This is a genomic window from Azohydromonas australica DSM 1124 (assembly GCF_000430725.1).
Classification (GTDB): Bacteria; Pseudomonadota; Gammaproteobacteria; order Burkholderiales; family Burkholderiaceae_C; genus Azohydromonas; species Azohydromonas australica.
Genome location: NZ_KE387209.1, coordinates 224,422 through 247,623 on the forward strand (window position 1 = coordinate 224,422; position 23,202 = coordinate 247,623).

Here is a 23,202-nt window from a genome sequence, read left to right on the forward strand (position 1 = left end):
GACGCAATTCGCAGGGGCGATGGGCGCAAGGCCTTACCCGCCCCAGGCAGCGGCGATACGCCGGCCCACCTCGGGCAGCTCGGCGACACCGCGGCAAAGGCCAAGCAGTTCATCACGCGCGGCAGGCGGCAACACTGTGTCGACCTGCGCGCTGAACTTGGCGTCCAGCTCTGCGTCCGTCATGGGCCGGGCGATGCTGCCGCGTGCATGCTCCACGTGCGCACGGTACGCAGTGCCGTGGGTAAGCTTCACTTCGGCGACAGCCTCGTCTCGGGCCAGCGCGGGGTCGGCCACCGCGGTGATGCGTGCGCGCAGCGCCGCAACGGCCGGATCGTCAATGCAGGCCTGCTGCAGTTGCGCCAGGCCGGCGGCGCGCTGCACGAGGCAGGCCGCGGCCCAATGGTACAGGCTGATCTGCGCCTGCACGGGATCTTCCGGCTTGCGCCGGTCGGTCAGCTCCAAAGCGAGCGGATGCACGCGCAACGTCACTGTCTCCAGCAGTGCATTGCTAGGCAGCTGCTGCGCGATGTCCATGCAAGCGTCGATGGCCGGCTGGACCACGATGCCGGACGGATAGGGCTTGTAAGCATTGGCCATCAGCTCGAAATGCCGGCCCAGCCCATCGGCAGCACGGTTCAGATCGCCGCCTGCACCAAAGACATCGACAAATCCCTTCGCGCCTTCCAGCACGTGGTCAGTGCACGTCACGCCCTTGAAGGCAAGCGTCGCCGCGGACACGCCGCAGCGCGCCGCATGCGCCGGTACGAAGAACGCGGCCATCGCGCCATGAGTGCCGCGGAAACCCGCGGCCTGCGCCGCGGCCAGTCCTAGGGCCCAGCGCATGCGCTGCTCGTCAAGTTGCATCAGGCGACCCAGTGCCGCCGCGGCGCCGATCGGCCCGGTGAGCCCAGTGACGAAGAACCCCAGATTGGCCCGCGCTGGCGGCAGCAGCAGGACGTTGCTCAGGCGGCATTCGATCTCGATGCCCACGGCCAGCGCTGTGAGGAATTCTTCGCCCGCTACAGCGTGCTGCTCGCTGTAGGCGAACAGCGCTGCGGCGACCGGTCCGGTTGGATGCGTCACGGTGGCCAAGTGCGTATCGTCGAAGGACAGCACGCTGGAGCTCAGGCAGTTGACAAAGGCTGCGTTGGCCACGTCCGTTCGCCGACCGCGTCCGATGAGAGAGGCCTGCGCACGGCCTCCGGCTTCCAGGGCCACGTCGGCCGCGATCCCGACTGCAGGGTCTTGACAGCCTCCAAACACGCAACCCATCCAGTTCAGGAACGCACGTGCGCTTTCTGCCTTCACCGCGTCGGGCAGTTCCGCAAAGCGCGTGTGCACGGCGAAGGCGGCGAGCTCGCGCGTGATGCTGCGCGGCGGCTGGGGCTTCTCGGCCGAGTTCATCAAATCCATGGATTCGTTTCCTTTGTTGACGCACCGATTGCTGCCGCCATGGCGCCTCCCCGCAGGCGAAGGCGCGGGCTGCCTAAAGGCGGCCACCTTCAAAGTGACAGCAATCCTAGTGTTCGCTAGTACGAACCAGTGATCATATATGCGTCAATGTAAGTTATGCATGTGAGCCACGGCATAGGGGGTTTCGCCCATGTACGAATGAAGCCAAGGTGGGCATGGGCCCGGGGCAAACACCAATGCCGCGCAACGGCTCAGCACCTACACTTTTGCCGTCTATACGAATTAAGGTTCGTATATGCGAATTAACTTAGTGGCGTGCAACAGTTCCAACACGGTCCGGCACCCGCGGGCAGGAACCTGCCTGAGGTCGTGCATGCCCCAGCGAGCTGACGCCGGTGACTCAACCAATGGAGAGACGCATGAAATTCGGCCCCTCACGACGGCGCGCCCTGTGTGCCGTGGTTCTCGGCAATGGCCTGGGCAAGGCCCTGCACTGGCTCCCAGCCGTCGCCATGGTCACCTGTGCCAGCGCTCAGGCTCAATCGTGGCCGGCCAAGCCCGTACGCATGGTCGTGCCCGTCTCCGCCGGAGGTGCAACGGATCAACTGGCACGGGTGGTGGCAGAGGCCCTGACACGCAACCTGGGTCAACAGTTCTTTGTGGACGTCAAACCTGGAGCTGCCGGCGCGATCGCGTCAATTGAAGTTGCCCACGCTCCCGCCGACGGCTACACGCTGCTGGTGGCCACAAGCAGTACGCATGCCGTCGCACCTGCCCTGTCAACGAAGCTGCGCTACAACCCGGTGGACGACTTCACCCCCATTGGGCTTATCGCGGAGGCCAACAATGTCGTGCTGGCATCACCGGCGCTCAACGTCAAGAATGTGCAGGAACTCATCGCGCTGGCCAAGCAAAAGCCCGGCTACGTCAATTTCGCCAGCAGCGGTATCGGTTCCTTCGGCCACCTCACCTTCGAGCTGTTGAAGGCCCAGGCCGGCATCTCGCTGACCCACATTCCCTATAAGGGGACCGCATCGTCGTACACGGACATGGTCAGCGGTTCGGTGCACCTCGCAGCAGACGCAGTTACGTCGGCCATTCCCTACGTGAAGGACGGCCGTTTGCGCGCTCTGGCTGTCACGGGGCCGCGCCGCGCGTCCGTCGCACCCGACATCCCGACAGTGGCCGAGTCCGGCGTGCCAGGATTCTCCGTGGTGTCGTGGTTCGGCCTCTATGCACCGCGTGGATTGCCTCCTGAGCAGGTGCGGCGCATCAATGGTGAACTCAACAAGGTGCTGAACTCGCCTGACGTGAAAGCCCGTTTCGCCGCCTGGGGCATCGACCCGGGACAAGGCTCAGCGACCGAGTTTGCAAAGCTGGTGGCTACTGACACGGCGCGCTGGCACCGCCTCGCCACGGAGAACAACATCAGGCTCGACTGAGCCAGGCCGGCGCTTCTTTGGGTTTCGGTCCTGGGCCGCACTGGCCACGAGTGGCTGGTGCGGCATTACTGTATGCCTGCCAGGCCGCAGCAAAGAACTCAGCGACGCGCCTTTGGGCGTGACGTAGTCCAGTCCGACACAAGCATGCCGCCCTCATGGCTGCAGCAGTGCACTTGGCCGCGCACACGGTGCCCCGAGTGCCGTTGCGCGAATTCGAGCAATTCGTCCAGGGTTCGCACGTCCACGCCCGTGTTCACGCCCAAGGCATGCAGCATTGTGGCAACAGACTGCTCAGGAGATTCCTTGGCGCTGATGTCACCGCGCCCCGCCCGGCGATACCCGGCGACCGCAACATCAATCAACGTGGCCCCGGCTTGCATAGCCGCGCACACTGCAGCCCGACCCACCTCGCCGTCTCCATTCAAGTACGCCGACAACGGCCGGTCGTCACCAAGGGCCCGCATTCCCGCAAGCATCCGCGCCACGTGCTGAGCAGCGGTGCGGCCTCGGGGGTCCGCGACGCCGATCACATCGCATCCCTCATCCAGAGCCACGCGAGCCACCAGCTGTGCGATTGAGCCACCGGCTTTGCCGTCCAGGCTGCTAAGCGCGGTGTCCAGCTGCACCTCCACCAAGCCCCGTACCCGCGCTGCTTCACGCGCGCGGCAGGCAGCACGCAGGGCGCCCTGCACTTGCCTGAAACCTGACTCCGGCTCCTTGTCCAAGGATTGCAAGCCGCCTTGCACAGAAAGCACAACCCGGTTGACGCCTTGCTCGAATGCAAGCCGCGCACACTCGGCATCGGTCGCGGTCGCACAAATCTCGAGATCCGGCAGTGTCGAAGCGAACAGGGCAACTTCGTGCATGTCGACATGGCGCGGATGCCCAGCCGGGAAATACGTTCCGACCCCGATGTGTCGAAGGCCCGCTGCGTAGGCGATAAGGATCCAGTCGCACTTGAACGCCGTGGGCATGTTGCAATCAAGATACTGCAGGCTGACTTCGCGCAGGGTGGCATATCTGGGCAACAGCGAAGCGTCCATCACCGTCCTCATCGAGTGGCATTTCGGGCCGCGAAGCGGGCCGTCATGGGCCCCAGGAGCACCACGGTCACAAGGCGCAGCACCTGCATCGTCATCACAAAGGGCTCGTCGATACGGTTGGACACGGCAATGATGGCCACGGAATCGATTCCGCCAGGGCTCATGGCCAAGTAGGCCGTCATCGGGTCTACGCCGGCTGCCATGACGAGCAACGCTGCAAACGCGGCGCAGACGGCGATCAGAGCACTCGTGCAAGCGACAATGCGCGGCAGGCTGCGCGCGGCATGCAGCAGCAAGTCTCGGTTGAACTTCAACCCTATGCTCCAGCCAATGACAGCAAAGGCCAGTGCGAGAACCCAGTAAGTCAGCTCGATCTCCATGATTCCCATGCGCTGCAGACTGATGGCAGCGAACATGGGAAACACCAGCGCTGCGCTCGGCCACCGCGCCAGCCGCGCAACTACATGGCCAGACAGGGCTATCACGACAGTGGCGGCCAGGAACTCCCAATGCACGGGTCGGTCGAGCGGGAAAACCGCTGCCGTGCCGACGCTATGTTCACCCAGCACATGGGCAACGATTGAAGCCACTCCAGCGACCAGAAGTACGCGCAGATACTGCATCAACGCGACCAGCCGGGCATCTGCTCCGTAGTTGGCGGACATCAAGGTCATGGCAGAAGCCGCTCCCGGGCTCATACCCCAGACGGCCGTGCTGCCGGGCAGGAACCGCATTCTCATCATCCACCACCCCAGCAGTGTGCTTGCAGCGATGACTGCAAGCACACCGCTCAGGAACACAGGCCACCGCTGCAGCAGATCCATGGATGCAGATGCACTGAAGGACCTCGCGATCATGCAGCCGACCATGCCCTGCCCCCAGCCCATCAGCGTGCGTGCAACGGCAATGCGATGGCCCGCTGTGCCCATGCCGATGGCCGCAACCATGCAGCCAAGCAGCACTGCTGCGGGTATACCGCCCAGCGTGAATGCTCCGGCTACAGCGGCAGAAGATACGAGCAGCAGCAGCCATTGCCAAGCGGGCTTCAGTCTGGCGATGCAACTTGAATCGGCGTCAGCGTTGGATAGCAATTGACAAGTCCTCTTCTTTGTTTACAACCGCTCCGTTCTGCCTGCTGCTTCTTCTACTTCCATGACTTGGACGACACAGGTTGTGCGGGCCAATAACATGCTGGAACCGTGGCCGCTTGCTCCACGGTTCGGCTGGCGCCTCGGCCATGCAGCGGCGTGCCGTCGTGACACAGCCAGCCAGTACCATTGCCCTGCCACGGCCTTGACTGGCATGGGCGGTTATCAGACTGCCAAGCGCAGCGCCAATGACGAGTTGGCATCGAACATCACGAATTCCGTTCATATATGCGAACACTCTTTCGTATATATGAACATGGTAAGATGAAGCAGGCTCACTAGCCATCCGTGTTTTCGCTTAGGCCCCAGAGTCATCGGGGCCGACCGGGAATCGGCTCAGGAGCCGTTACCGGAATCGGGCGGTCTACCAGACACTTCAGGCCACTATCTCTTGTGATCAACGCCAGTGTCGGCATCACGAGCGCCATCCAGTCCCTTTGGCAGTTGGTTACTTTTCATCCAGCAGCATCGTTCCCACAAGCAATCGCACCACCGGCAAGCCAGGCTTGAATGGCGCGACATGACTGGCCGAATGACGGCGCAGCAACGTTGTTTAGGGCAAAGCTGAATAAGGTCCGTGACAGGGGTGGCTGGTACGGTGGTGGGGTCGTATGAAGCAACAGACCCTTGCTATGGCCGCTGACCAGGAAGCCGGATTAGAACGCTACCGCCGTCCGACCGGGCGCGACGTGTTCCTGGCGACGATGGAAGAGATCGTGCCGTGGCAGGAACTGTGTGCGGTGATCGGGCCCCACTATCCCAAGGCCGGTAACGGTCGCCCGCCAATCGGGCTGGAGCGTATGCTGCGCATGTACTTCGTGCAGCACTGGTTAACCTTGCCGCCGGTGCCTGCGAGGAGGCACTGCTGGACAGTACGGCTCTGCGCCGATTCGTGAGCATTGAGCTGGGCCGCGAGCGCGTGCCTGACCGCACGACGCTGCTGAGCGTTTCGCCGTCTGCTGGAACGCCACAAGCTGGGAGAGCAGTTGTTTGCCACGGTCGGCCAGGTACTTCAGGCCCGCGGCCTGAAGTTGGGCACCGGCACGATTGTGGATCGCCACCATCATCGGGGCGCCGAGCTCGACGAATAACGTCGACAAGTGTCGGGGGCGGTTAGAAAGCGCGTTAATGGGATGGTCAGCCCGGTCCCTCGCAGCGACGTACGCTGCGGACTGCTCTCTCACCCTGTGGAGGCCATCATGGGCGACATCTCGCTGATCGGTATCGACCTGGGCAAGCACAGTTTTCACCTGCATGCGCAGGACAGCTCAGGGCACATGGTATTTCGCAAGAAGCTGACCCGCAGCCAGCTGCTGGCGCAGCTCGGCAATTTCCAGGCATGCACTGTCGCGATGGAGTCGTGTGCCGGTGCCCACTGGCTTGCGCGCCGCCTGGCTGCCACGGGCCACCAGCCCAAGCTCATTCCGCCCCAGTTTGTGAAGCCCTTCGTGAAGGGCAACAAGAGCGACTTCGCCGACGCGGAGGCGATCTGTGAGGCCGCCGTGCGGCCAAACATGCATTTCGCCGCGCCGCGCACCGAGGCGCAGCAGGCCCTTTCGGCGCTGCACCGGGTGCGTGAAGCACTGGTTGGGGACCACACCTGCACCACCAACCAGATCCACGCGTTCCTGCTGGAGTTCGGCATCAGCCTAGCCAAGGGCGAGGAGGCCATCAAGGCAGTGCCTGTCCTGCTGGCTCGGCATGAGGATCTACCCCCGGCAATCGTCGATGTCCTGCTTCGACTGCAGGCTCACCACAAGTATCTCGACGGCCAGATCGCTGATGTAGACCGCGAGATCAAGCGCCAGCTCAAGGCCGACGAGCGTAGCAGTCGGCTGCTGGAGATACCGGGCGTTGGCCCGGTTACGGCCAGCGCGCTCTCCATCGAGCTCGGTGATCCTCACCGATTCAAGAATGCTCGCCAATTCGCTGCGTCGCTGGGCCTTGTAACCCGGGCAGTACAGCACAGGAGACAAGCCGAAGCTCCTGGGCATCAGCAAGCGAGGCGACAAGAAGTTGCGCTCGCTTCTTGTGCTGGGTGCACGGAGCCTCATGAAGCACATCGAGCGGCGAACCGACGTCATTGGGCGCTGGGTCTGCGCCATGCTCGCGCGCCGACATTCCAACGTGGTGGCCTGCGCGCTGGCCAACAAGCTCGCCAGGATCGCATGGGCAATGCTGGCCAGGGGATCGCACTTTGACCCTGGCCGATCGGCGATGGCCGCTTGATGCACCAAGGCGACTGGCTACTTCCAATCCCACCTGGTTTGCGATGGCAGACAACGTGATGGCGTGAATGGCTCAACAGCCTGGCATGAAACCTGGGCCAGAAATCAGCGGTAATACGCTGCCGCGTTTTTGAGGCTTGCCAGGCACGGTTCTCATCAAGGAGCGGGTAGCTCGCTACCCAAAACGACTCCGGATAGATTTGCGCAAGCCCTCTTCACATCACCACCCAACTGCCTTGCAAAGACCGGGCTGACCATAGATTTTCCGGCGGTCACGACGCGCCTTTCGGCAGCGGGCTTTGAAGGAGCCCGCCACCCTTGGCGCCCTGTAGGGCGCCAAGGGTGGCGGAACGGGCCGTTCAAGCTGTGGTTTGCGCAGCCTTCTGGGCGTTGGTTGACAACGGGCGCTACCTGAGGCCCGCTGTGCTTGGCACTACGAGACCATCGGTGAGTACGATGCCCTATCGTGAAGTCGGTCGATGCTCCAGCCATCGCGTCACGCGTTCCAGTGTGTCGCGTTCCTGATCAGCCTTTATTACGAAAGCATCCATAATCCGCGCCCTCGGGGCCTTCTGTGCCACCACAGAGAGGCTTTGGCCCGTGCCATACCCGCCGTGGGTGATGAAGGGCACGAGTGTCTTGCCTGCCAAATCATGGCGCGACAGGAACGAGCGAATCACTGGCGGAGCGGTCATGCCCCAGATCGGAAAGCCGAGGAAGACGGCTTCATAGCTTTGGATGTCGAGGACCATAGCCTTCAAGGACGGCTCATAGCCTGCATCGCTTTCGCGCTTGGCTTGATCGACTGTCTGCAGATAGTCCTCGGGATACGGCTGCGCTGGCTCGATCTCAGTAAGATCTCCCTGCATTGCGCGTGCAATCTGGCCGGCGATGACCCGCGTGTTGCCCGTGCGTGAAAAGTACGCGACAAGAAACCTACTTTTGCCTGCCCCTGGCTGTGTCGCGCCAGATCCGGGTGCGATCCCGGCGCTGCCGGACATGGCAAGGAGCAGTGCCTTCCTTAGACTGTTACGCCGGCTGACCAGGATTTCGCTCATCAGGTGCCTCTGCATTGCCAGGAAAGTCGGATCTCTATACGGCCAAAGACAGATGTGGGGCCAACCAATTTTCCTCAGGGAACAGGGTTGGCAAAGGCCAGCGCACCGCATCAGAGGATGCGGTGCAACAAGTTTAGTGACGGGCGCCTCAATCCAACAGCGGCATCGATGTGCCAAAGCGGAACTGACATCGGTACCCTGCTTCAATCTTGCAGTTGCCGGCTCAACAGTTTTGGTGTAAACAAGCATCGCATCGCATGAATGCCGGTGCAATGCTTTCGGCACGAACAACTGGAGTTACATGCCAGGTGCGTCGGCCGAATCAAATTGAGAATCCCTCACGCGTGATGGGCAGGGTCCGAATGCGGTGCCCGGTGAGCGTGAACACCGCGTTGCAGACAGCGGGTGCCAATGGCGGGAACGCAGGCTCGCCTACGCCAGTAGGCGGATAATCAGTGTTGAGAAAATGGACGTCGATCACTGGCGTTACCGGCATGCGTGCGATCGCGTATTGATGGAAGTTCTTCTGCTCGATCTGTCCGCGCTCCATGGTCAGCTCGAGCGACATCGTGCTGATTGCATCGACGACACACCCCTGCACCTGGTTCTCGGCAGACGAGAGGTCCATGATAGGCCCGATGTCGCCAACCACCCACACCTTGTGCACGGTGATCTTCTTGTTGGCATCGACGCTGACTTCGGCCACCTCCGCAAAGTGCCCTTGGTGGCAAAAGTGGAAGGCGATGCCGAGTGCATGTCCCTTTCGCAGGCTGCGCTGATTCCATCCCGAGCGCTGCGCTGCGCTGCGGATCACTGAGGCCGCACGTTCTGGTACATGCACAGGTCGTCCCGGCGGTGTACCAGTGTGACTGCCGTGGCGGGTTCCCGTCACCTCAAGCAGGAACTCCACGTGGTCGCGCCGGGCAGTGGTTGACAACTCGTGCATGAACGATTGCACTACCCAGGCGGCGGTGTTAGCGCCTGGCGCACGCCAGGATCCTGTAGGCATGCGCAGCGGCATCAGGGTCTGGGATGCACGGTAGCGCGGCACATTGAGCGCGGGGAATTCGTTGCCTTGCCAATTGGCCGCAGTGACGGCAGCGCCACCCTCGCTCTTGAAATGCACCAGATGCGAGTTCCACGCTGCGATACGACCTTGACCGTCCAATGCGGCCTTGAACGACATGAAGCCTGCGGGCCGGATGAAGTCATGCTCCATGTCGTCTTCGCGCAGGTTGACCAACTTGATCGGGACGCCACCAGCTTGCTTGGATATCTGGGTCGCTTCAATGACGTTGTCGTTGACCAGACGCCGGCCAAAGCCCCCACCTAGCCGCAACTGGTGGAGGTTGACCTTGCCGGCTTGCACGCCAAACAACGAGGACAGTAGCGAGCGAGCAGCGGTCGGTGTTTGTGACGCAGCCCAGATCTCGATGCTGTCGCCGGCTGCGTCCTTTCGGTACCAAGCAGTGCATGTCTGCGGCTCCATCTGTGCATGGGCCACAAAGCCGTAAGTGTAAGTACCTTCCACGCGCTTGCCCGGCGCGACGTTCGACAGCACCTCGTCAACATCGCCGATCGCTTGCACGACCTGGGCGCCCACGATCTCTTGCCTCAACTCCTGTGCCTTGGCAGCGTGTGCGCTCCAGCTGTCCGTGGAGGCACCGCTTTCATCCCAAACGACCTGAAGCTGACGGCGCGCCGATATCGCCGACCAAGTGTCCTTGGCAACGATCGCCACGCCGTTCAACATCTCGGTCGGCTTACCTGTGCCTTCGACAATGAACGCATGCCTTACGCCGGGCAATTGACGCACGACATCAAGATTTGCACTGCGCACCCGGCCATATACCGCCGGACACTTGAGGAACACTGCCACCCCCATGTCCGGCAATTGCACATCCATGCCGAACAAAGGCTGGCCGGTGACGATTTTCAGTCCATCGATCCCCTTGTGTTTCCTGCCTAACAGCCTAAAGTCCTTGCGATCTTTCAGTTGGAGGCTTTGCAGGTCAGGTACGGGCAGCAACGCGGCTTCAGTCGCAACCTCGCCATAGCGCAGGCTGCGGCGACTCGGTGTATGCAACAGCACGCTGTCATGGGTAGTGATTTCCGACACCAGCACGTTCCAACGCTTGGCGGCCGCTGCCACCAGCAGCGCACGCGCGCCGGCACCAGCCTGGCGCAGCGTCATCCAGTTGTTGGCCACTGACAGCGAACCGCCGGCAAGCTGCAGCCCGTACAGCGCGGCGTCAATGGGGGACTGATCAATGCGCACGTCGGCCCAGTCGGCATCAAGCTCCTCGGCCAAGATCAAGCCGAAAGCTGTTTTCACGCCTTGGCCGATCTCAGGGTTTTTCGCGAACAACGTGATAGTGCCGTCTGGTGCAATGCGCACATAGGCGGCGGGGGCGAATGACGGAGCGGAATTGACCATCTGCGCCTGTACCGGTTCCGGGACGGCAACGCCAATTCCGACAAACAGACCTGCGCCCGCGCCTGCGGTCAGCTTTATGAAGCCGCGGCGCGACAACGGCGCCGCATTCACCACGGGATCGCTGGCTTGCCTGGCACTTTCAAGACCGGCGAGCCAGTCTTGCGCTTCGGCGTCGTTGCGATTGAGCGGGTTCATGCAGTGCTCCCAGTCTTGCCAGCGGCCATGGCGTGGGCTGCGGTTTTGATTGCCATGCGGATGCGCGTGTAGGTTCCGCATCGGCAGAGATTGCGCGCCATGAACTCGTCGATCTGTACCTCGGTCGGGTTGGGGGTCTGTGCCAGTAGCGCCGTGGCTGTCATGATTTGGCCGGCTTGGCAGTAACCGCACTGCGCCACGTCATGGTCGATCCAGGCCTGCTGCACGGCCGAAAGAGCATTGTCTGCGGCCAAGCCCTCGATCGTGGTGATCTTCTGTCCCTGTGCCGCCGATACAGGTATCTGGCACGACGGCACCGGCGAGCCATTGAGATGCACCGTGCAGGCGTTGCATTGCCCCACACCGCAACCAAACTTGGTTCCAACGAGATGAAGTTCATCGCGAAGCACCCACAGCAGCGGCATCTTCGGATCGCTGTCTACGCGGTGCGATTTTCCGTTTACATCAAGGTTGATTGCCATACCGGCTCCATCAATGCATAGCTGCAGTTGGTTGAATGACGTGGGGTGGTGCGTGCCGACTTTAGAGAACAACGCCGGTAGTCACTAGACCGAAACCACTTCAAAGACTAGCAAGAGGAGATTGCTAATGGCTTTTGACGATATGCCTGAGCCAGGGCTCTTGCACATGAACGGTGTATTGGCTGTCGGTTACTTCGGGAGTCGGCAATGGTTACCATGAGGTAGCCTGACTTTCGTGGACACCCGCCTCGAACAGAGAGCAGACGGGCAAAAGGGTGAAGAAGAATTAGCGCGCGTTCAACCGGTCGTCGCAGCACGTACCAAGAAGGATATCGTTGCGATGGATACCATCAATCATGGTCACTGCAAGCGTGGCATCAGACCTTCTCTGGGATCGATTAGCCGACCGAACGTGGCGCGTCGGGAGACCGTCACGCGGTTGTGGCAGCTGCTTGCGCAAGGACTTACCCATGAACAGGCAGCTGTTGGGGCAGGTGTCTTGCCAGCGGTGTGGGTCAGATGGTTCAGGCAGAGTGGCGGAATGCCGCCTATGGAACTGAGACCGCCGTCGGGCCGCTACATGTCGATTGCCTAGAGATAGGAGATCGCCTTGCTACGCGCTCAGGAGCATGGCGTGCGCGAGATCGCACAGCGCCTTGACCGACCACCGTCCACTATCTCTCGTGAGCTGCAACGCAGCGCAGCCACGCGCGGCGGGTACGTTGACTGTCGCGCCACCACCCCGCCGTGGCACGCGGATCGTCGCGCCAAGCGCCCCAAGCCAGCGCGGCTGGCTACCAACCAGGCATTGAGACAGTATGTTCAAGATCGCCTGTCCGGCTGAGTGTTTGCGCAGACAGACCGACGCCTAGGACCTAAGGTTGTGGCTTGGAATGGATGAGGGAACGCCCAGCGTCAGGACCGTCGCTGGGCATTGGCTTGGACCCCGGAACAGATTGCAAATGGGCTGCTGGAACGACTTCCCGGATAACGAGTCAAATTCGGATCTCGCCCGAAGGTATCTACCAGGCTCTGCACATCCATGGGCGCGTGGCGCTCTACACCGCGAGTTGGCATCCTATGCCTCGCACCGGCCGGGCGCTGCGTGTGCCACGACGCCGCAGCCGCAAGCGCGGCAGGCCATTTGTGACGCCGGATGCAACCTGAAGGAACAGACCCTTTAAAGTCATGAGCCAGGAGGTGCCTAGACACTGGGGAGGCGCTCTGATTGTTGCGCCTTGGAAGGTCCGCCATCGGCATCCTTGTCGATCGCGTTTCGCGGTACACCATCCTGCTGTACTTGCCACGCACGTGTGACCATGGTCAACAGCATGAAAAGAACGGACCGGCGTTGGCAAGACATGGCGCCAGCGCAGTACGCGAATCCTTGCCCGCCGCCCCAGTGTCTGCTGCCGACAACGAAGCGAGTGGCGCGGCGCCGGCTGAACCGGATGCCGGATGCCGCTACACCGTCCTGGACAGCCGACGACATGGCTGGCAAGGGTGCCGCCCACAAGGGTGGCCGCTGGAACGGTCCAGGCGGGCACGTTGCCTATGCTGCGATTTCGATCTCGCTGGCCGCCTGGGAGACCCGCGCGCATCTGAGCCGTTCTAGCGCGCAGCTGCCCTTCAACCGCTTGCTGGTGCGCGTCGACGTCCCCGACGATGTGTGGGCTCGGCACACGCAGCTGCCTCGCCCGCTGCCGTGGGCTGGAACGCCATTCCCGAAGGCACGGTGTCCACGCAGTATCGGTTCGGCCTGGCTGGCTGCAGGCACCTCAGCGCTGCTGGTGGTGCCCTCGGTCATTATCGAGGAAGAGGGCAACGTGCTGATCAACTCGACCCATCCGGATGCGCGAGAGCTGGTGCCCGAGAAGGTGCGCCGCTTCCTTTACGACCATCGTGTCTAAATGAGTTCAACGCACCGCTGGCCAACCGACATTTAGCAGCCCTACTTCACGGCGGCGAGTGCGGATTGCTGAAGAGCCGCTCGCTGAGATATCGGACAAAGACGGGGCCGACCATGCGTCCCGTCGGGCCATAGCGCTCCCAGTCGGACTTGTAGCTGCGATGCAGGCCCGGCAGCACGGTGCTGGCGAACGAGTGCCGATACCTGGCCTTCACCTCCTCGCTGCACTGGGCGTACAGGCTGATGGCCTCGGCATTGCGCCGCTCCCGGGTCTCCAAGTCGGAGACGGACATCGCAGGGGATGGGACGGGCGCGGGTGATGTGGCTGTTGGGACCTCGGGCTGGACCTGGGCATCCGACGGGGAGGCCACCGCCAGGGCGGGCAGCGAACGCCTGTCGAGTACTTCTTCCAGCCATCGATGCGGCGAAGCGACCGGCTCAGCGACCGTGTTCTTCATGCGAGCGTCGAGCAGGTCCAGTCCGCGGCTGAAAGCTGCATCGCCATGGAGCTCGATGAGCCGCTCCGACCATCTGACGCCGATGCCCAGAGCGGCCGCGCGGTCGTAGAGCGCCAGATCAACGGGTTCGATGTTCAGCGCCTGGACCTCACGCTGCACGTTCGGGTTGGCGCGCACCTTGAACTGGATCTCGCTGATCGCCCTGCCCTCCTTGTGAGTCACGAGTTCGATCTCGATTTCGGACTGGCTGTTGATCTCGCTGATGGCGCGCTTGAGCACATCCCGGTGGAACGTCTTGTACTCGCCCCCCTCTTTCATCGTCCCCGGCTGCAGGCTCAACGCATCACGCCACCACCGCCAATGATGCCTGGTAGTCAGCATCGAGTTCTTGTAGCGTGAACAGATCTCGTAGAGCGCCAGCGCCGAGATCGACCGCAGCCGCGCGTTAGTCACCAGCGAGATCGTGGCGTACGGCATCGGCTCGAGAATGTCGCGCTTGAAGATACTGCTGTACTCCCACCAGATGACGTTCTGGCCGGCGACGACGCCGAGCTCGACCCCGCCGATCAGCTGCGATGACGACCACCCGACCCCGTCTCGCCCGACCGGCGATTCCCACTGGATCAGGCAGGTCTGCATTTCGCGCACGATCTGCTTCAAGGTGGCGTTGTCGTTTCCGCCGTAATCGATGATTTTTGCCAGCTTGGACAGCGGTGCGGAGTAGCGGGGTCTCTCCAGCCCCTGGCGCTGCGCAACGTAGAGCATCGCGTTGTACATCTTGCGCGCGATCAGGGTCAGCGAAACGGAGGACGCCCGCATTACGAGCATGCGCTCGGACTTGCGTAACTGCTGCGGTTCGTTGCTTGCGCTGCTGGTCTTCTTTGGAAGCGGCGGCATCGGTGAGTCTCCTTCGCCCAGTATCTCACCTCAAGCCGCACTGCCGTGACGGCCGGATTGCCTGCCTTGCCGCTTGTGGTGCGATGGCAGCGATTCAGTGCTCACTCGCCTGTCGGGCGTCCCGCGATGATGTTGGCTCTCGGGTGCCGGCACGCGATAGCGAAGCACAGCCGCACCCAGGCGCTACGAGGATCCTGGCTGTGCCCAACCCCGCTTGCGAGTCGTTACTTGGCCAAGGACGGCGGCATTTGCGCTTCCCGCTGTCGAGAGGTCACCCCTTCCGCTCGGTTCAAGCCAATGCGCTGGCCGCCCGGCAATGCCCATCGCGAATACACCGCACCAGCGTCTGCTCAACGTAGGCTTCGGGGACAGTTCTTGCACGCGCTTTGTTGAGACCCCAACCCGATGCTGCCCAGTCGCCGCCGACGGTTTGACCATCAACTCCGCAGTGGCCTGCGGACTTCCGGGGAAACAAGAACGGCCGGGGGCATGCGCTTAGCGCCAAGACGTCTGCCGTAGCCTGCATTTTTCCTGGAGTCAAAGGTGAGACGTTTCCTGAGGGAAACGGTGCTGGACGCGGTGCAAAGGTGAGATGTTTCCGGTGGGAGCGTTGGCTCGAACGCTCGAGCCTGCTTCCTGGGCCCTTGAATGCGGCCGGTATTTCATCAGGAGAAAACCGACCTACATTTCCGCGGCTGTCGCGCTGATCGCTACAGCGCATGACGCCCTAAAGGTGAGATGTTTCCTGGGGACCGGCTCGTTCCGGAGAGGGTACGGGGTTGTTTGCCCATTGTTGGTAGCTCTGGCGGCTCGACCTGACCCAAGCTTTCCGCTTTCAACTCACTCAAGGCCCCGGAATCGTCTCACCAGTCCCCAGCTATCAACACACCTGTTGCCGTTTTCGACACACCGCCCCCCCGGTATCAACTCACCAAATATGAGCTAAGCTATTGATTTCAAATGATTTTTCAGGCGTTGTATTTGTCTTGGTAGTTGGTTGTATTTCTGTATCTTCGTAGTCGCGCTGCTAGGAGGAGTCCGCGATTTATGATCGAATTCGGAAAATTTCACGGACTCAGTCCTTAAGCGAGCAGCCACAGTGACAACACGTACCCTTCCCTATCCCAAGGTTCCTCTAAGCCGGATTTCCCAGGCGGCTGAAGTGGCAGCGACGACGCTACAGACCGTGCGCAGCGCGATCTTCGCGCCCGACATGGTCAAGGCACCTCCTACCTTGTCCACCGGGAAGCTGGCCGCACTGTGTGGCATCACCAACGACCAAGTCCTCTACCGCGTATCCCGTGGCGACTTGCCCAAGGGAGAAGTGGCCCGGGGCAACAACCGCCGTTTCTTCACAGTGGAGGAGGCCTCCACCTGGGCTCGTGCTTACCGCATGGAAAAGCTGCGGCCGCAAGGGTGCCGGGCCGTGACGATTGCCGTGGGCAACTTCAAGGGCGGCGTCAGCAAGACGACAACCTCGATGACGCTCGCGCAGGGCTTGGCGCTGCGCGGGCACAAGGTGCTGGCCATCGATCTGGATCCCCAAGGCAGCCTCACTACCTTGTTCGGTTTCGGCTCCGAGATCAGCACGCTGCCGATGGACGAGACGCTGGTGCCGCTGTTCGCCGGAGAGAAGGACAGCGCGGCCTATGCCGTGCGCAAGACCTACTGGCCCAACATCGACCTGATCCCCAGCAATCCGAACCTGTACAACGCTGAGTTCCTTCTGCCCGCCCGGCAGATGCGGGAAGGCACGCAGGGGTTGGTGTTCTACATGGTGCTTGATGCCGGTCTGGAGGAATTGCGCGATCAGTACGACGTGATCCTGATTGACACGAGCCCGTCGTTGAGCTTCACGGTGATGAATGCCTTCAATGCGGCCGACGGGCTGCTGATCCCTCTGCCCCCCAACAACCTTGATTTCGCGTCATCCGCGCAGTTCTTTGGACTGTTCTCCGAGCTGGCGCAAAACGCTGCGTACAACGGTGGCCGTTCCGAGTTCGACTTCGTGCATGTCTTGCTCTCCAAGGTCAAGGCGGGTGACGACAACGCGACCACCGTCGCGACGTGGATCGCCAAGGCTTACGGCGAGTTCGTGCTTCCGGTGGAGATCCCCGACTCCAAAGCGGCAGGCACGACGTCCCTGTCGTTTGGCACTGTTTTCGATGTGACAACCTACGAGGGTTCCAGGGCGACCTATGCTCGGGCGGTGGACGCGGCGAACCGCGTCGTCGACATGCTCGAATCCTCGATCGGGAAGGCGTGGGCCAACCAGATCGCCCAGCGCGCACTGTTCGGTGTCGAGGCTCCGGAGGCCACGCTGTGAGCAAGATGAAGGACCGGATTGCTCAGGCCACCGCGGCCGTCGAGAAAATCCAGACACCCGCTGCCTCGGTGGCGGCCGCCGCCGCATCCGACGCGGGGCCCGGGGCCACCTCGGCCGCGCCGGCTCCGCAGCAGCCCCGCACCGCGCCGGGGACCCTGCTGGCGATGATGGGCGTGCAGAAGGACACCGAGCGCGAGTTGGCCAGCCTGCGTAAGCAGCTGGAGAAGTGGGTGGGTGCCCAACCGACCTTGTCCCTGGATCCCCTGCAAATTGGCCCGGGGCCGTTCCACAACCGTGATGCCGAAACCTTCGAAGGTTCGGAGTGGGAAGAGTTCAAGGCCACTATCGAAAAGACCCGTGGCAATGTCCAGCCGATCCTCGTGAGAGCCAGGGACGGGCAGAACGATGGCTACGACATGGTGTTCGGACGTCGCCGTACCCGGGCCTGTGCCGAACTGGGGCTCAAGGTTCTTGCTGTGGTCGTCACCGGCATGTCAGACATGGCCCTGTGGGAGGCGATGGAGTACGAGAACGCCGGGCGCGCCAACCCGTCGCCGTATGAACAAGGACGCAGCTACAAGCTGGCGCTGGACGCGGGGCTGTTCTCGTCACCCACAGCCTTGGCGCATCGAATTGGTAAGGACAAGGGACTGGTACGCCGCTACCTGCTGCTGGCTACGCTGCCTGCCGAAGTGCTCGAGGCTTTTCCCACCAAGCGCAGCATCCAGAAGAGCTGGGCCGAAAAGCTGGCCGATGCCGTTCAGAAGGATCCCGACGGCATCCGCCAGCGTGCGCAGGCGGCACGGGAAGAAAGAGGGCGGTTGAGTGCTCGAGAGGTCTTCGAGGCATTGACGGAAACAGCCAACGAGAGGCCGCAGCGCATCGAGATCGAAGGGCACAACGGCCGCCCGATCGCTACGATCGAGTGTGCGGACCGGTGGCTGTCGGTCAAGACGTCCAAGGCGATGAAGCTGTCTCCCCGGTTGATCGAGGCCATCCAGGGGCTCTTGGAAAAGGAACGAGATAGGCTCAAGAAGCCGTAGCACACAGCGCGGGCTTGCCTGAGCGGGCTCCCTTGACGGGGGCCTTTTTCTTTGCAGATTCAAATGCGCACAGCCCGGTGAACTGGCTGCGGCGCAGCCGGTGGCCCGAGGCCACCGCGCCTGCAGCGCGGCTCGCGGCCTGCAAGGCGCGGGACATCTCGGTCCACATGCTCCGGCGCTGGGCCTCAGCGTTTGAAATAACAGTGGTCCAGTGAGTTCATCGTCCCGAGTTGCAGGGCAACGCAGTTGCGGCCCAAGACGGCCTTTCCCATTGATACCAACGGCATCGCAAGCATGCCGCGATCGCGGCGAAAAGCTGGGTGCCGCGGGCAATCTGGAGTAGACGGTACAGCGCCCTCGGCCAGGGCAATGTACGGTCCGATGGGCGGTTCGCGCCCAGCGCACACGTGAGCGGGAAACTCGCCCCCCGGGCGGGCAAGTGTCTGGCATTCGACAATAGGGTCGCGAGTAAGCAACCGGCGTAGCAGTGAGCGTGGTCTCGCGGTGCCGTCGTCGCGATCGACAACCTGGTCCCTGTCGGCGTACCGGGGGACCGCGTACCGCTCACGTTGCCAGGGGATGGCTCGGAAGGTGACCGTTGCTGGCAAGCAGGCGCAGCGCCAGCGGGTGGCCGTAGGCCCCCAAGCGACTGTGGAGTTCAGCCTTGGCCCATGCACGCCAGGCATCCCAGGATGGCATGCACTGCTGCTGCACTGACAACGCCAAGGACAGCCCGCGCTGATGCCGAGCCGGCGACCAATCAAGCAGTTGTGACAGGTGAACTGTCCTCGGTGGCCAAACACAAGCAGCGGACCACCAATCGGCAGCACCAAGCCCCTCGGCCAGTCAACGTGCCAGTCTCGCCATCGCAGTCCGCCCAGGCGCGTTTGGTCGCCGTCCGCAGCCAGCCCTGTCGCGCCCCAGGCTGAAACGGACGTCGCAGCAGCGCCTTGCTAGCACCAGTCAGCCGTCCCCAGCATGGCAACGGGATGGGCTGACGCGCTGGCCAACTGGTCAATACAGCACGAGTCGGCGTGACGGGAACAGGGTTCACCGCGTACGCCTTTGAGGCCCATCGGGCACGGCGCATGTGAGGCTCCCAGCGGCGCGCTGTGCCGGCTGGCACACGCAGGCCGTCATGGAGCGTCTGAGCGCGGTGTGAAAACCATGCGTTACTGCGACATGGCTGATTTCCCAAGCGGCCACCGTACGCCCTCCTCAAGCAGCCGGCTTGGCCAAGCCGGCTGGAGGTCCAGCACCACTGGTGCAATGGGCCTTGGACGAGGCGCGCAAAGAGTACCCGGACCATTGCGGTGGCCTGGGGCCACCGCAATGCCAAACCTGCAGCGGTCTCCGGCAGCACTCCTCGGGACGAGACACCACGGAACCGTAACGCGACGGCCGGTTCACCGTGGCGCAAGTGCGCCGAACTCCACAGGAAGCAGTAAGGGCTGGTCACCATCGCGGCTGGCGGGCCGCGCCGGTGCATTGCCTGCGGGCTGTGCTCAAGCGTGCCTGCGGTGGCCACCATTCCTTGAACGCCTAGCCGCGTGCTGTGTAGCATTTGGCGGCGTGCGGCCATAGCGGTGACGCCGTTCAGGTCCCACTTGCCCCGCTTCAGCCGGCGTCCGGCGTTCTTGCCCAAAGGGCATCACGCTGCTGCCGCACGGGACATGGGGGCCAGCACGTGGCCTCGGGCCACCGACTCACCAGCAGCGTGACGGCGCCGTCATCCTGGCGTCCCGTCACTCGCCGGCCCCGGCGCGCTCGCCGTAGGCCGTCGACGGCCTGGGTGTACGGCGGCTACCCGAAGGTGCCACGCCACGGCGGTTCCGCAGTCGCCTTGAGCACGAGCGTCAGCACTGCAAGCCGTACCCCGGCGCCGGGTGGCCTCGGGCCACCGTCATGCAGTTGGACTGCCGTGAGTGGAGGAGGTACGTTCGACATGCGACCCAGCGGGGACCGGTAGTTCTAGGCCACCGGCATTGCCAACATGAGCAGGCACAGTGGATCGACGGTGGTCCTGGGCCACTTCAACGGACCAATTGAGGCAACGCTGACGTGAGCCAACGCCTGCTTCCCGTCGCCGCGCGGCGTTGCAATGCGTTGCCTAAGCCGCCTGTGGGCGGCCGATGGCCCCAGGCCATCATGGTGTTGTTGGACATCTGCGGGCCAGCGATGAGGCTGGGACAGACAGGAGAATTCAACAGATGGCCCCAGGCCACTTGGGGGCGCCAAGTCTCTCAACGTGGCACCGTGCCCGGCCTGCGCGTTCTTGCGTCGCAAGGAGCTTTCATCGCCAGCCGGGATTATCCCGGCGGCCACCGTCCTCGGGCTGTCGTCGTCCTGTCGGGTTTCCGCAAGCCGCGCATCTACTTCAGGAAGATGAAGCCGGCACAGGTGGCCTCGCGGGCACTCCGGTGCGCCTGAGGTCCCGCGTTCGGGCGCTTGTACCGGTGGCCTGCATGCTGAGTACCACCGGGTATTGCCGCCTGCCAGCCGACCTGCATCACGGCCGCCGGTGGCTTTAAGCCGCCATGGCTGCTGGCTTCCCATGAGCTGTTCGTGCACCCGGTCGGTGGCAAGGCCAGCACCGGTGGCCTGGGGCCACTGGCATGGCTGGCCTATGTATACCGGGTGGGCTGGCGCTCGCTCTCAGGCACTTCAGTGCCACAGGCTCCCCAACGTACTGCCCAGGCACAGCTACCGCTTCCGGTTGTTGCGTGGCGGTTCTGTCGACGTCAGAGTCAAATCACGGTCGGCGGTGGCCTCAGGCCACCGTGGCGCTGTGGAGGTGCCGTGTCCCATGCACGGCGCCCCGCACAGCGGCAGGACGGGTGCAGCTGGCTTCGGGCCACCGCGCATGGACGACGTAGGCGGGCAGCGCGGATTCGCGGCGTTTTCGGATCGCCTCCATGTGCAGGTTCTTCTGGCGTGCCGCCTCTGTCCCGCACCTGGCGCAGTCCCCGGCGAGCATTGGCTCGGGGTTTCAGGGTCCAAGTCGCGCCCTCGGGAAGGCGGCTGGCAGCGCTGGCTCTGCACCACGCAAGCCGTGAGAGGCGGGCGTGGTGCGATCCGGCGAATCTCGCTTCGCTGGGGGGTTGGGACATCACCATCCTTGCAAGGGCGGGCCATACCATGTGCAGCGGGCTGCCCGGCTCACCACCAGGTCGGCATCAAATTCGAACCGTATAGAACCGGTCAGCCTTTGCCTTGAACTTCCCTCTTCGGCCGTGGTGATCTCTAGCCATCACCTGATGCATCGCACCGCATGGTCACGATGATGCGGACCCACCACCCCGGTACGCTCACTGAAACGACGAGCCGGTCGCAGGTCACCCGCCTTTCGCCTGGGCGGCTGGTGGCCTAAGGCCACCGCGGCCGCTGCGCAGGAGGCAAGCGGCGGTCAGTAGCGACGGATCAACGCGGTCGCGCAAGCCCATTGGCCCGTAGTCAATTACCGCGCCGGCAAGGGATACCGCGGAAGCAGCGGGAGGCTGGCGCAATGGCCAGTCCGTCGTCACGCCGCTGCAGCAGCCTCGCCGCCCATGTTGCACCGATGGGTGGCCCCAGGCCACCGCTACCCTCGGCGCCAGCAGACAGAGGAGGGCGGTGCGGCAGCTGACACGGCGTTGTTGCGACACACGTGCATGTAGCAGCCGCACCGCAATGCCGTCGCCACCCTTCGAAAACACGGCAGGGGAATACGCGCGTGCCGGCTACCGAGGTGCGCGAAGCTGGTTGTCCAAGGTGGCGCCTGGAAGGTTTGCCAGATTGTCTTCTCCCCTGCTCGGCGACACCTTCAACGAAGTGGCGCGGTGGTCTTGCCTTGTGCTGTACATGTACCAGTCATGCGCGAGCAGTTACCTGGCAAGCCTGACCGGTCAGGTCGACAGCCGATGTTGGCAGCCGCAGCGCCCGGGTGGTTAGCCAAAGCAGTGTTCCAAGTCGATGCTGGAGCACACCCCCACCGTGGCGGCATAGTCCGCGAGCCATGCCGCGGCACGCTCGTGCCCCTTGCCCTGCACCAGCTCCAAGTACGGCATGTGGGCCAGCAGCCGGGTTTCCGGGCGCTGCATGCTGGGGCAGAGCCCGGGCTCGATCATGTGAAAGCGCATGGCCTGTAGCTTGCGTTCCAGTCGGCCGCGGCCGATGAACGACGGGGCAGCGAAGGACATGGCTCGGGAGAAAAGCTGCATTTCGCGCATGAAGTGGGCGTGGAAGCCCAACTCGGTGATGCGCTCGCGGATCTCGGCCGATGTGTGCGGCGTGTCGTCCCGGGCTAGGGGGCTCAGCAGCACCAGCAGCACGTCCGTGCTGTCACACTCGTAGAACAGCGGGAACACGGCCGGGTTGGCCGAGTAGCCGCCATCCCAGTACGGTTGGCCCTCGATCTCGACGGGATGGTGGATCTTAGGCAGACAGGCCGAGGCCAGCAGCACATCGACCGTCAGCTCCGATTCGCGGAACACGCGCAGCCGGCCGGTGTTGGCCTGGGTCGTGCCGATGAACAGCTTGAACGGGCTGTACTGGCGCAGCCGCTCGAAGTCGACCAGCCGCTCGAGCACGTCGCGCAGACCGTTGAGCGCCATCGGGTTGAGCTGCGCTGGCGAGAACTGTGTCGCGAGGGTGGCGAACATCCTGCCGGCCGGCGATAGGCTGACCTCCTCGCCAATGCGCTGGGCCAGCAGTGCCCCGGGCATCATCTGGCCGATTGCCGACCAGAAAGCAGCCAGCGCCTGCCGTGCACCGTCGCGCCCGCCCTTGGCCCAGCCGTCGGCCATTACCACCGCGTTCATGGCGCCAGCACTGCTGCCGCTGATGCCTTCGAAGTCCAGCCGCGCGTCTGCGAGCAGCGCATCAAGCGCCCCCCACGTGAACGCGCCATGGGCGCCGCCGCCTTGAAGCGCCAAGTTCACGGTTTTCTTTTCGGTGCCCCAGGCACGCAGCCTGAGCGAACCGGCGTTCTGAGTAGAGGGGTTTCGAAGTCGATGGGATGCAGGGCCGATGAAGCCCTGGGTATTGTTTTTTCTGTCGTTGCGCGTCATGTGGTCCGTTACTGTGGAGGTCAGCGCTCGTGGCGATGGCCTTCGAGGCCGGGACGTGCCCGGAGCGGGAAATAA

13 protein-coding genes and 2 pseudogenes are annotated in these 23,202 nt (G+C 63.1%); 7 read left to right on the top strand and 8 right to left on the bottom strand.

Annotated elements, in window-relative coordinates:
* Positions 1-33 precede the first annotated feature (33 nt).
* Positions 34-1,500 (bottom strand): MmgE/PrpD family protein, encoded by a 1,467-nt coding sequence (locus H537_RS46575; protein ID WP_238446883.1) that lies wholly within the window; start codon positions 1,498-1,500, stop codon positions 34-36.
* Positions 1,501-1,832: 332 nt separating this feature from the next.
* Here H537_RS46575 and H537_RS0131380 point away from each other — a divergent pair, with 332 nt between their 5' ends.
* The gene (locus tag H537_RS0131380) at positions 1,833-2,855 is read left to right on the top strand and encodes a Bug family tripartite tricarboxylate transporter substrate binding protein (RefSeq protein WP_238446876.1); all 1,023 of its coding nucleotides are present in this window, start codon (positions 1,833-1,835) and stop codon (positions 2,853-2,855) included.
* Positions 2,856-2,953: 98 nt separating this feature from the next.
* On the opposite strand, the gene H537_RS0131385 is transcribed toward H537_RS0131380, so the two are convergent.
* Positions 2,954-3,898: a hydroxymethylglutaryl-CoA lyase-like TIM-barrel protein gene (locus tag H537_RS0131385; protein ID WP_156902055.1), complete on the bottom strand. Its 945-nt coding sequence runs from the start codon at positions 3,896-3,898 to the stop codon at positions 2,954-2,956.
* An 8-nt stretch (positions 3,899-3,906) separates the two neighbouring features.
* Positions 3,907-4,989 carry an AbrB family transcriptional regulator gene (locus H537_RS46580; protein ID WP_064736079.1) on the bottom strand — a complete coding sequence of 361 codons (1,083 nt, stop codon included), beginning with the start codon at positions 4,987-4,989 and terminating at the stop codon, positions 3,907-3,909.
* A gap of 668 nt (positions 4,990-5,657) precedes the next feature.
* Between H537_RS46580 and H537_RS46585 the strand changes: the two are divergent.
* Both H537_RS46585 and H537_RS46590 read left to right on the top strand, forming a co-directional pair.
* Positions 5,658-6,153, top strand: a pseudogene (locus H537_RS46585) (IS5 family transposase); the annotation flags it as partial.
* Positions 6,154-6,245: 92 nt separating this feature from the next.
* Positions 6,246-7,275 (top strand): annotated as a pseudogene (locus H537_RS46590) (IS110 family RNA-guided transposase).
* Between the two features lie 460 nt (positions 7,276-7,735).
* Here H537_RS46590 and H537_RS0131410 read toward each other — a convergent pair.
* From H537_RS0131410 to H537_RS0131420, 3 genes are all read right to left on the bottom strand, one after another.
* Positions 7,736-8,332 carry a flavodoxin gene (locus H537_RS0131410; protein ID WP_156902056.1) on the bottom strand — a complete coding sequence of 199 codons (597 nt, stop codon included), beginning with the start codon at positions 8,330-8,332 and terminating at the stop codon, positions 7,736-7,738.
* Between the two features lie 322 nt (positions 8,333-8,654).
* Entirely contained in the window at positions 8,655-10,964 is a 2,310-nt protein-coding gene (locus H537_RS0131415; RefSeq protein WP_169517128.1) for a xanthine dehydrogenase family protein molybdopterin-binding subunit, read from the bottom strand.
* Positions 10,961-11,446: a (2Fe-2S)-binding protein gene (locus H537_RS0131420; RefSeq protein WP_029001050.1), complete on the bottom strand. Its 486-nt coding sequence runs from the start codon at positions 11,444-11,446 to the stop codon at positions 10,961-10,963. The genes H537_RS0131415 and H537_RS0131420 overlap by 4 nt, the downstream gene beginning before the upstream one ends.
* Positions 11,447-12,056: 610 nt before the next feature.
* Here H537_RS0131420 and H537_RS56915 point away from each other — a divergent pair.
* Positions 12,057-12,290 (top strand): helix-turn-helix domain-containing protein, encoded by a 234-nt coding sequence (locus H537_RS56915; RefSeq protein ID WP_375136347.1) that lies wholly within the window; start codon positions 12,057-12,059, stop codon positions 12,288-12,290.
* A gap of 475 nt (positions 12,291-12,765) precedes the next feature.
* Complete coding sequence (locus tag H537_RS0131425) at positions 12,766-13,356, top strand: RES family NAD+ phosphorylase (protein ID WP_238446877.1); 591 nt, start codon at positions 12,766-12,768, stop codon at positions 13,354-13,356.
* Between the two features lie 46 nt (positions 13,357-13,402).
* Here the strand turns inward: H537_RS0131425 and H537_RS0131430 are convergent, their stop codons facing one another.
* Positions 13,403-14,710: a replication initiation protein gene (locus tag H537_RS0131430; RefSeq protein ID WP_029001052.1), complete on the bottom strand. Its 1,308-nt coding sequence runs from the start codon at positions 14,708-14,710 to the stop codon at positions 13,403-13,405.
* A gap of 1,162 nt (positions 14,711-15,872) precedes the next feature.
* Between H537_RS0131430 and H537_RS46595 the strand changes: the two genes are divergently transcribed.
* A complete protein-coding gene (locus H537_RS46595; protein ID WP_238446878.1) occupies positions 15,873-17,036 on the top strand; it encodes an AAA family ATPase in 1,164 nt (387 codons plus the stop codon).
* Positions 17,037-17,041: 5 nt separating this feature from the next.
* Positions 17,042-18,079 carry a ParB/RepB/Spo0J family partition protein gene (locus tag H537_RS49880; protein ID WP_238446884.1) on the top strand — a complete coding sequence of 346 codons (1,038 nt, stop codon included), beginning with the start codon at positions 17,042-17,044 and terminating at the stop codon, positions 18,077-18,079.
* A gap of 3,926 nt (positions 18,080-22,005) precedes the next feature.
* Here the strand turns inward: H537_RS49880 and H537_RS0131450 are convergent.
* Positions 22,006-22,998: a patatin-like phospholipase family protein gene (locus H537_RS0131450; RefSeq protein ID WP_238446879.1), complete on the bottom strand. Its 993-nt coding sequence runs from the start codon at positions 22,996-22,998 to the stop codon at positions 22,006-22,008.
* Positions 22,999-23,202 lie beyond the last annotated feature (204 nt).

What these genes read in the sequence shown, in the direction of transcription:
- H537_RS0131420 (WP_029001050.1), bottom strand. Translation starts at nt 11,446, where the DNA reads ATGGCAATCAACCTTGATGTAAACGGAAAATCGCACCGCGTAGACAGC.
- H537_RS49880 (WP_238446884.1), top strand. Translation starts at nt 17,042, where the DNA reads ATGAAGGACCGGATTGCTCAGGCCACCGCGGCCGTCGAGAAAATCCAG.
- H537_RS0131415 (WP_169517128.1), bottom strand. Translation starts at nt 10,964, where the DNA reads ATGAACCCGCTCAATCGCAACGACGCCGAAGCGCAAGACTGGCTCGCC.
- H537_RS0131410 (WP_156902056.1), bottom strand. Translation starts at nt 8,332, where the DNA reads ATGAGCGAAATCCTGGTCAGCCGGCGTAACAGTCTAAGGAAGGCACTG.
- H537_RS0131385 (WP_156902055.1), bottom strand. Translation starts at nt 3,898, where the DNA reads ATGGACGCTTCGCTGTTGCCCAGATATGCCACCCTGCGCGAAGTCAGC.
- H537_RS0131425 (WP_238446877.1), top strand. Translation starts at nt 12,766, where the DNA reads ATGGTCAACAGCATGAAAAGAACGGACCGGCGTTGGCAAGACATGGCG.
- H537_RS0131430 (WP_029001052.1), bottom strand. Translation starts at nt 14,710, where the DNA reads ATGCCGCCGCTTCCAAAGAAGACCAGCAGCGCAAGCAACGAACCGCAG.
- H537_RS0131380 (WP_238446876.1), top strand. Translation starts at nt 1,833, where the DNA reads ATGAAATTCGGCCCCTCACGACGGCGCGCCCTGTGTGCCGTGGTTCTC.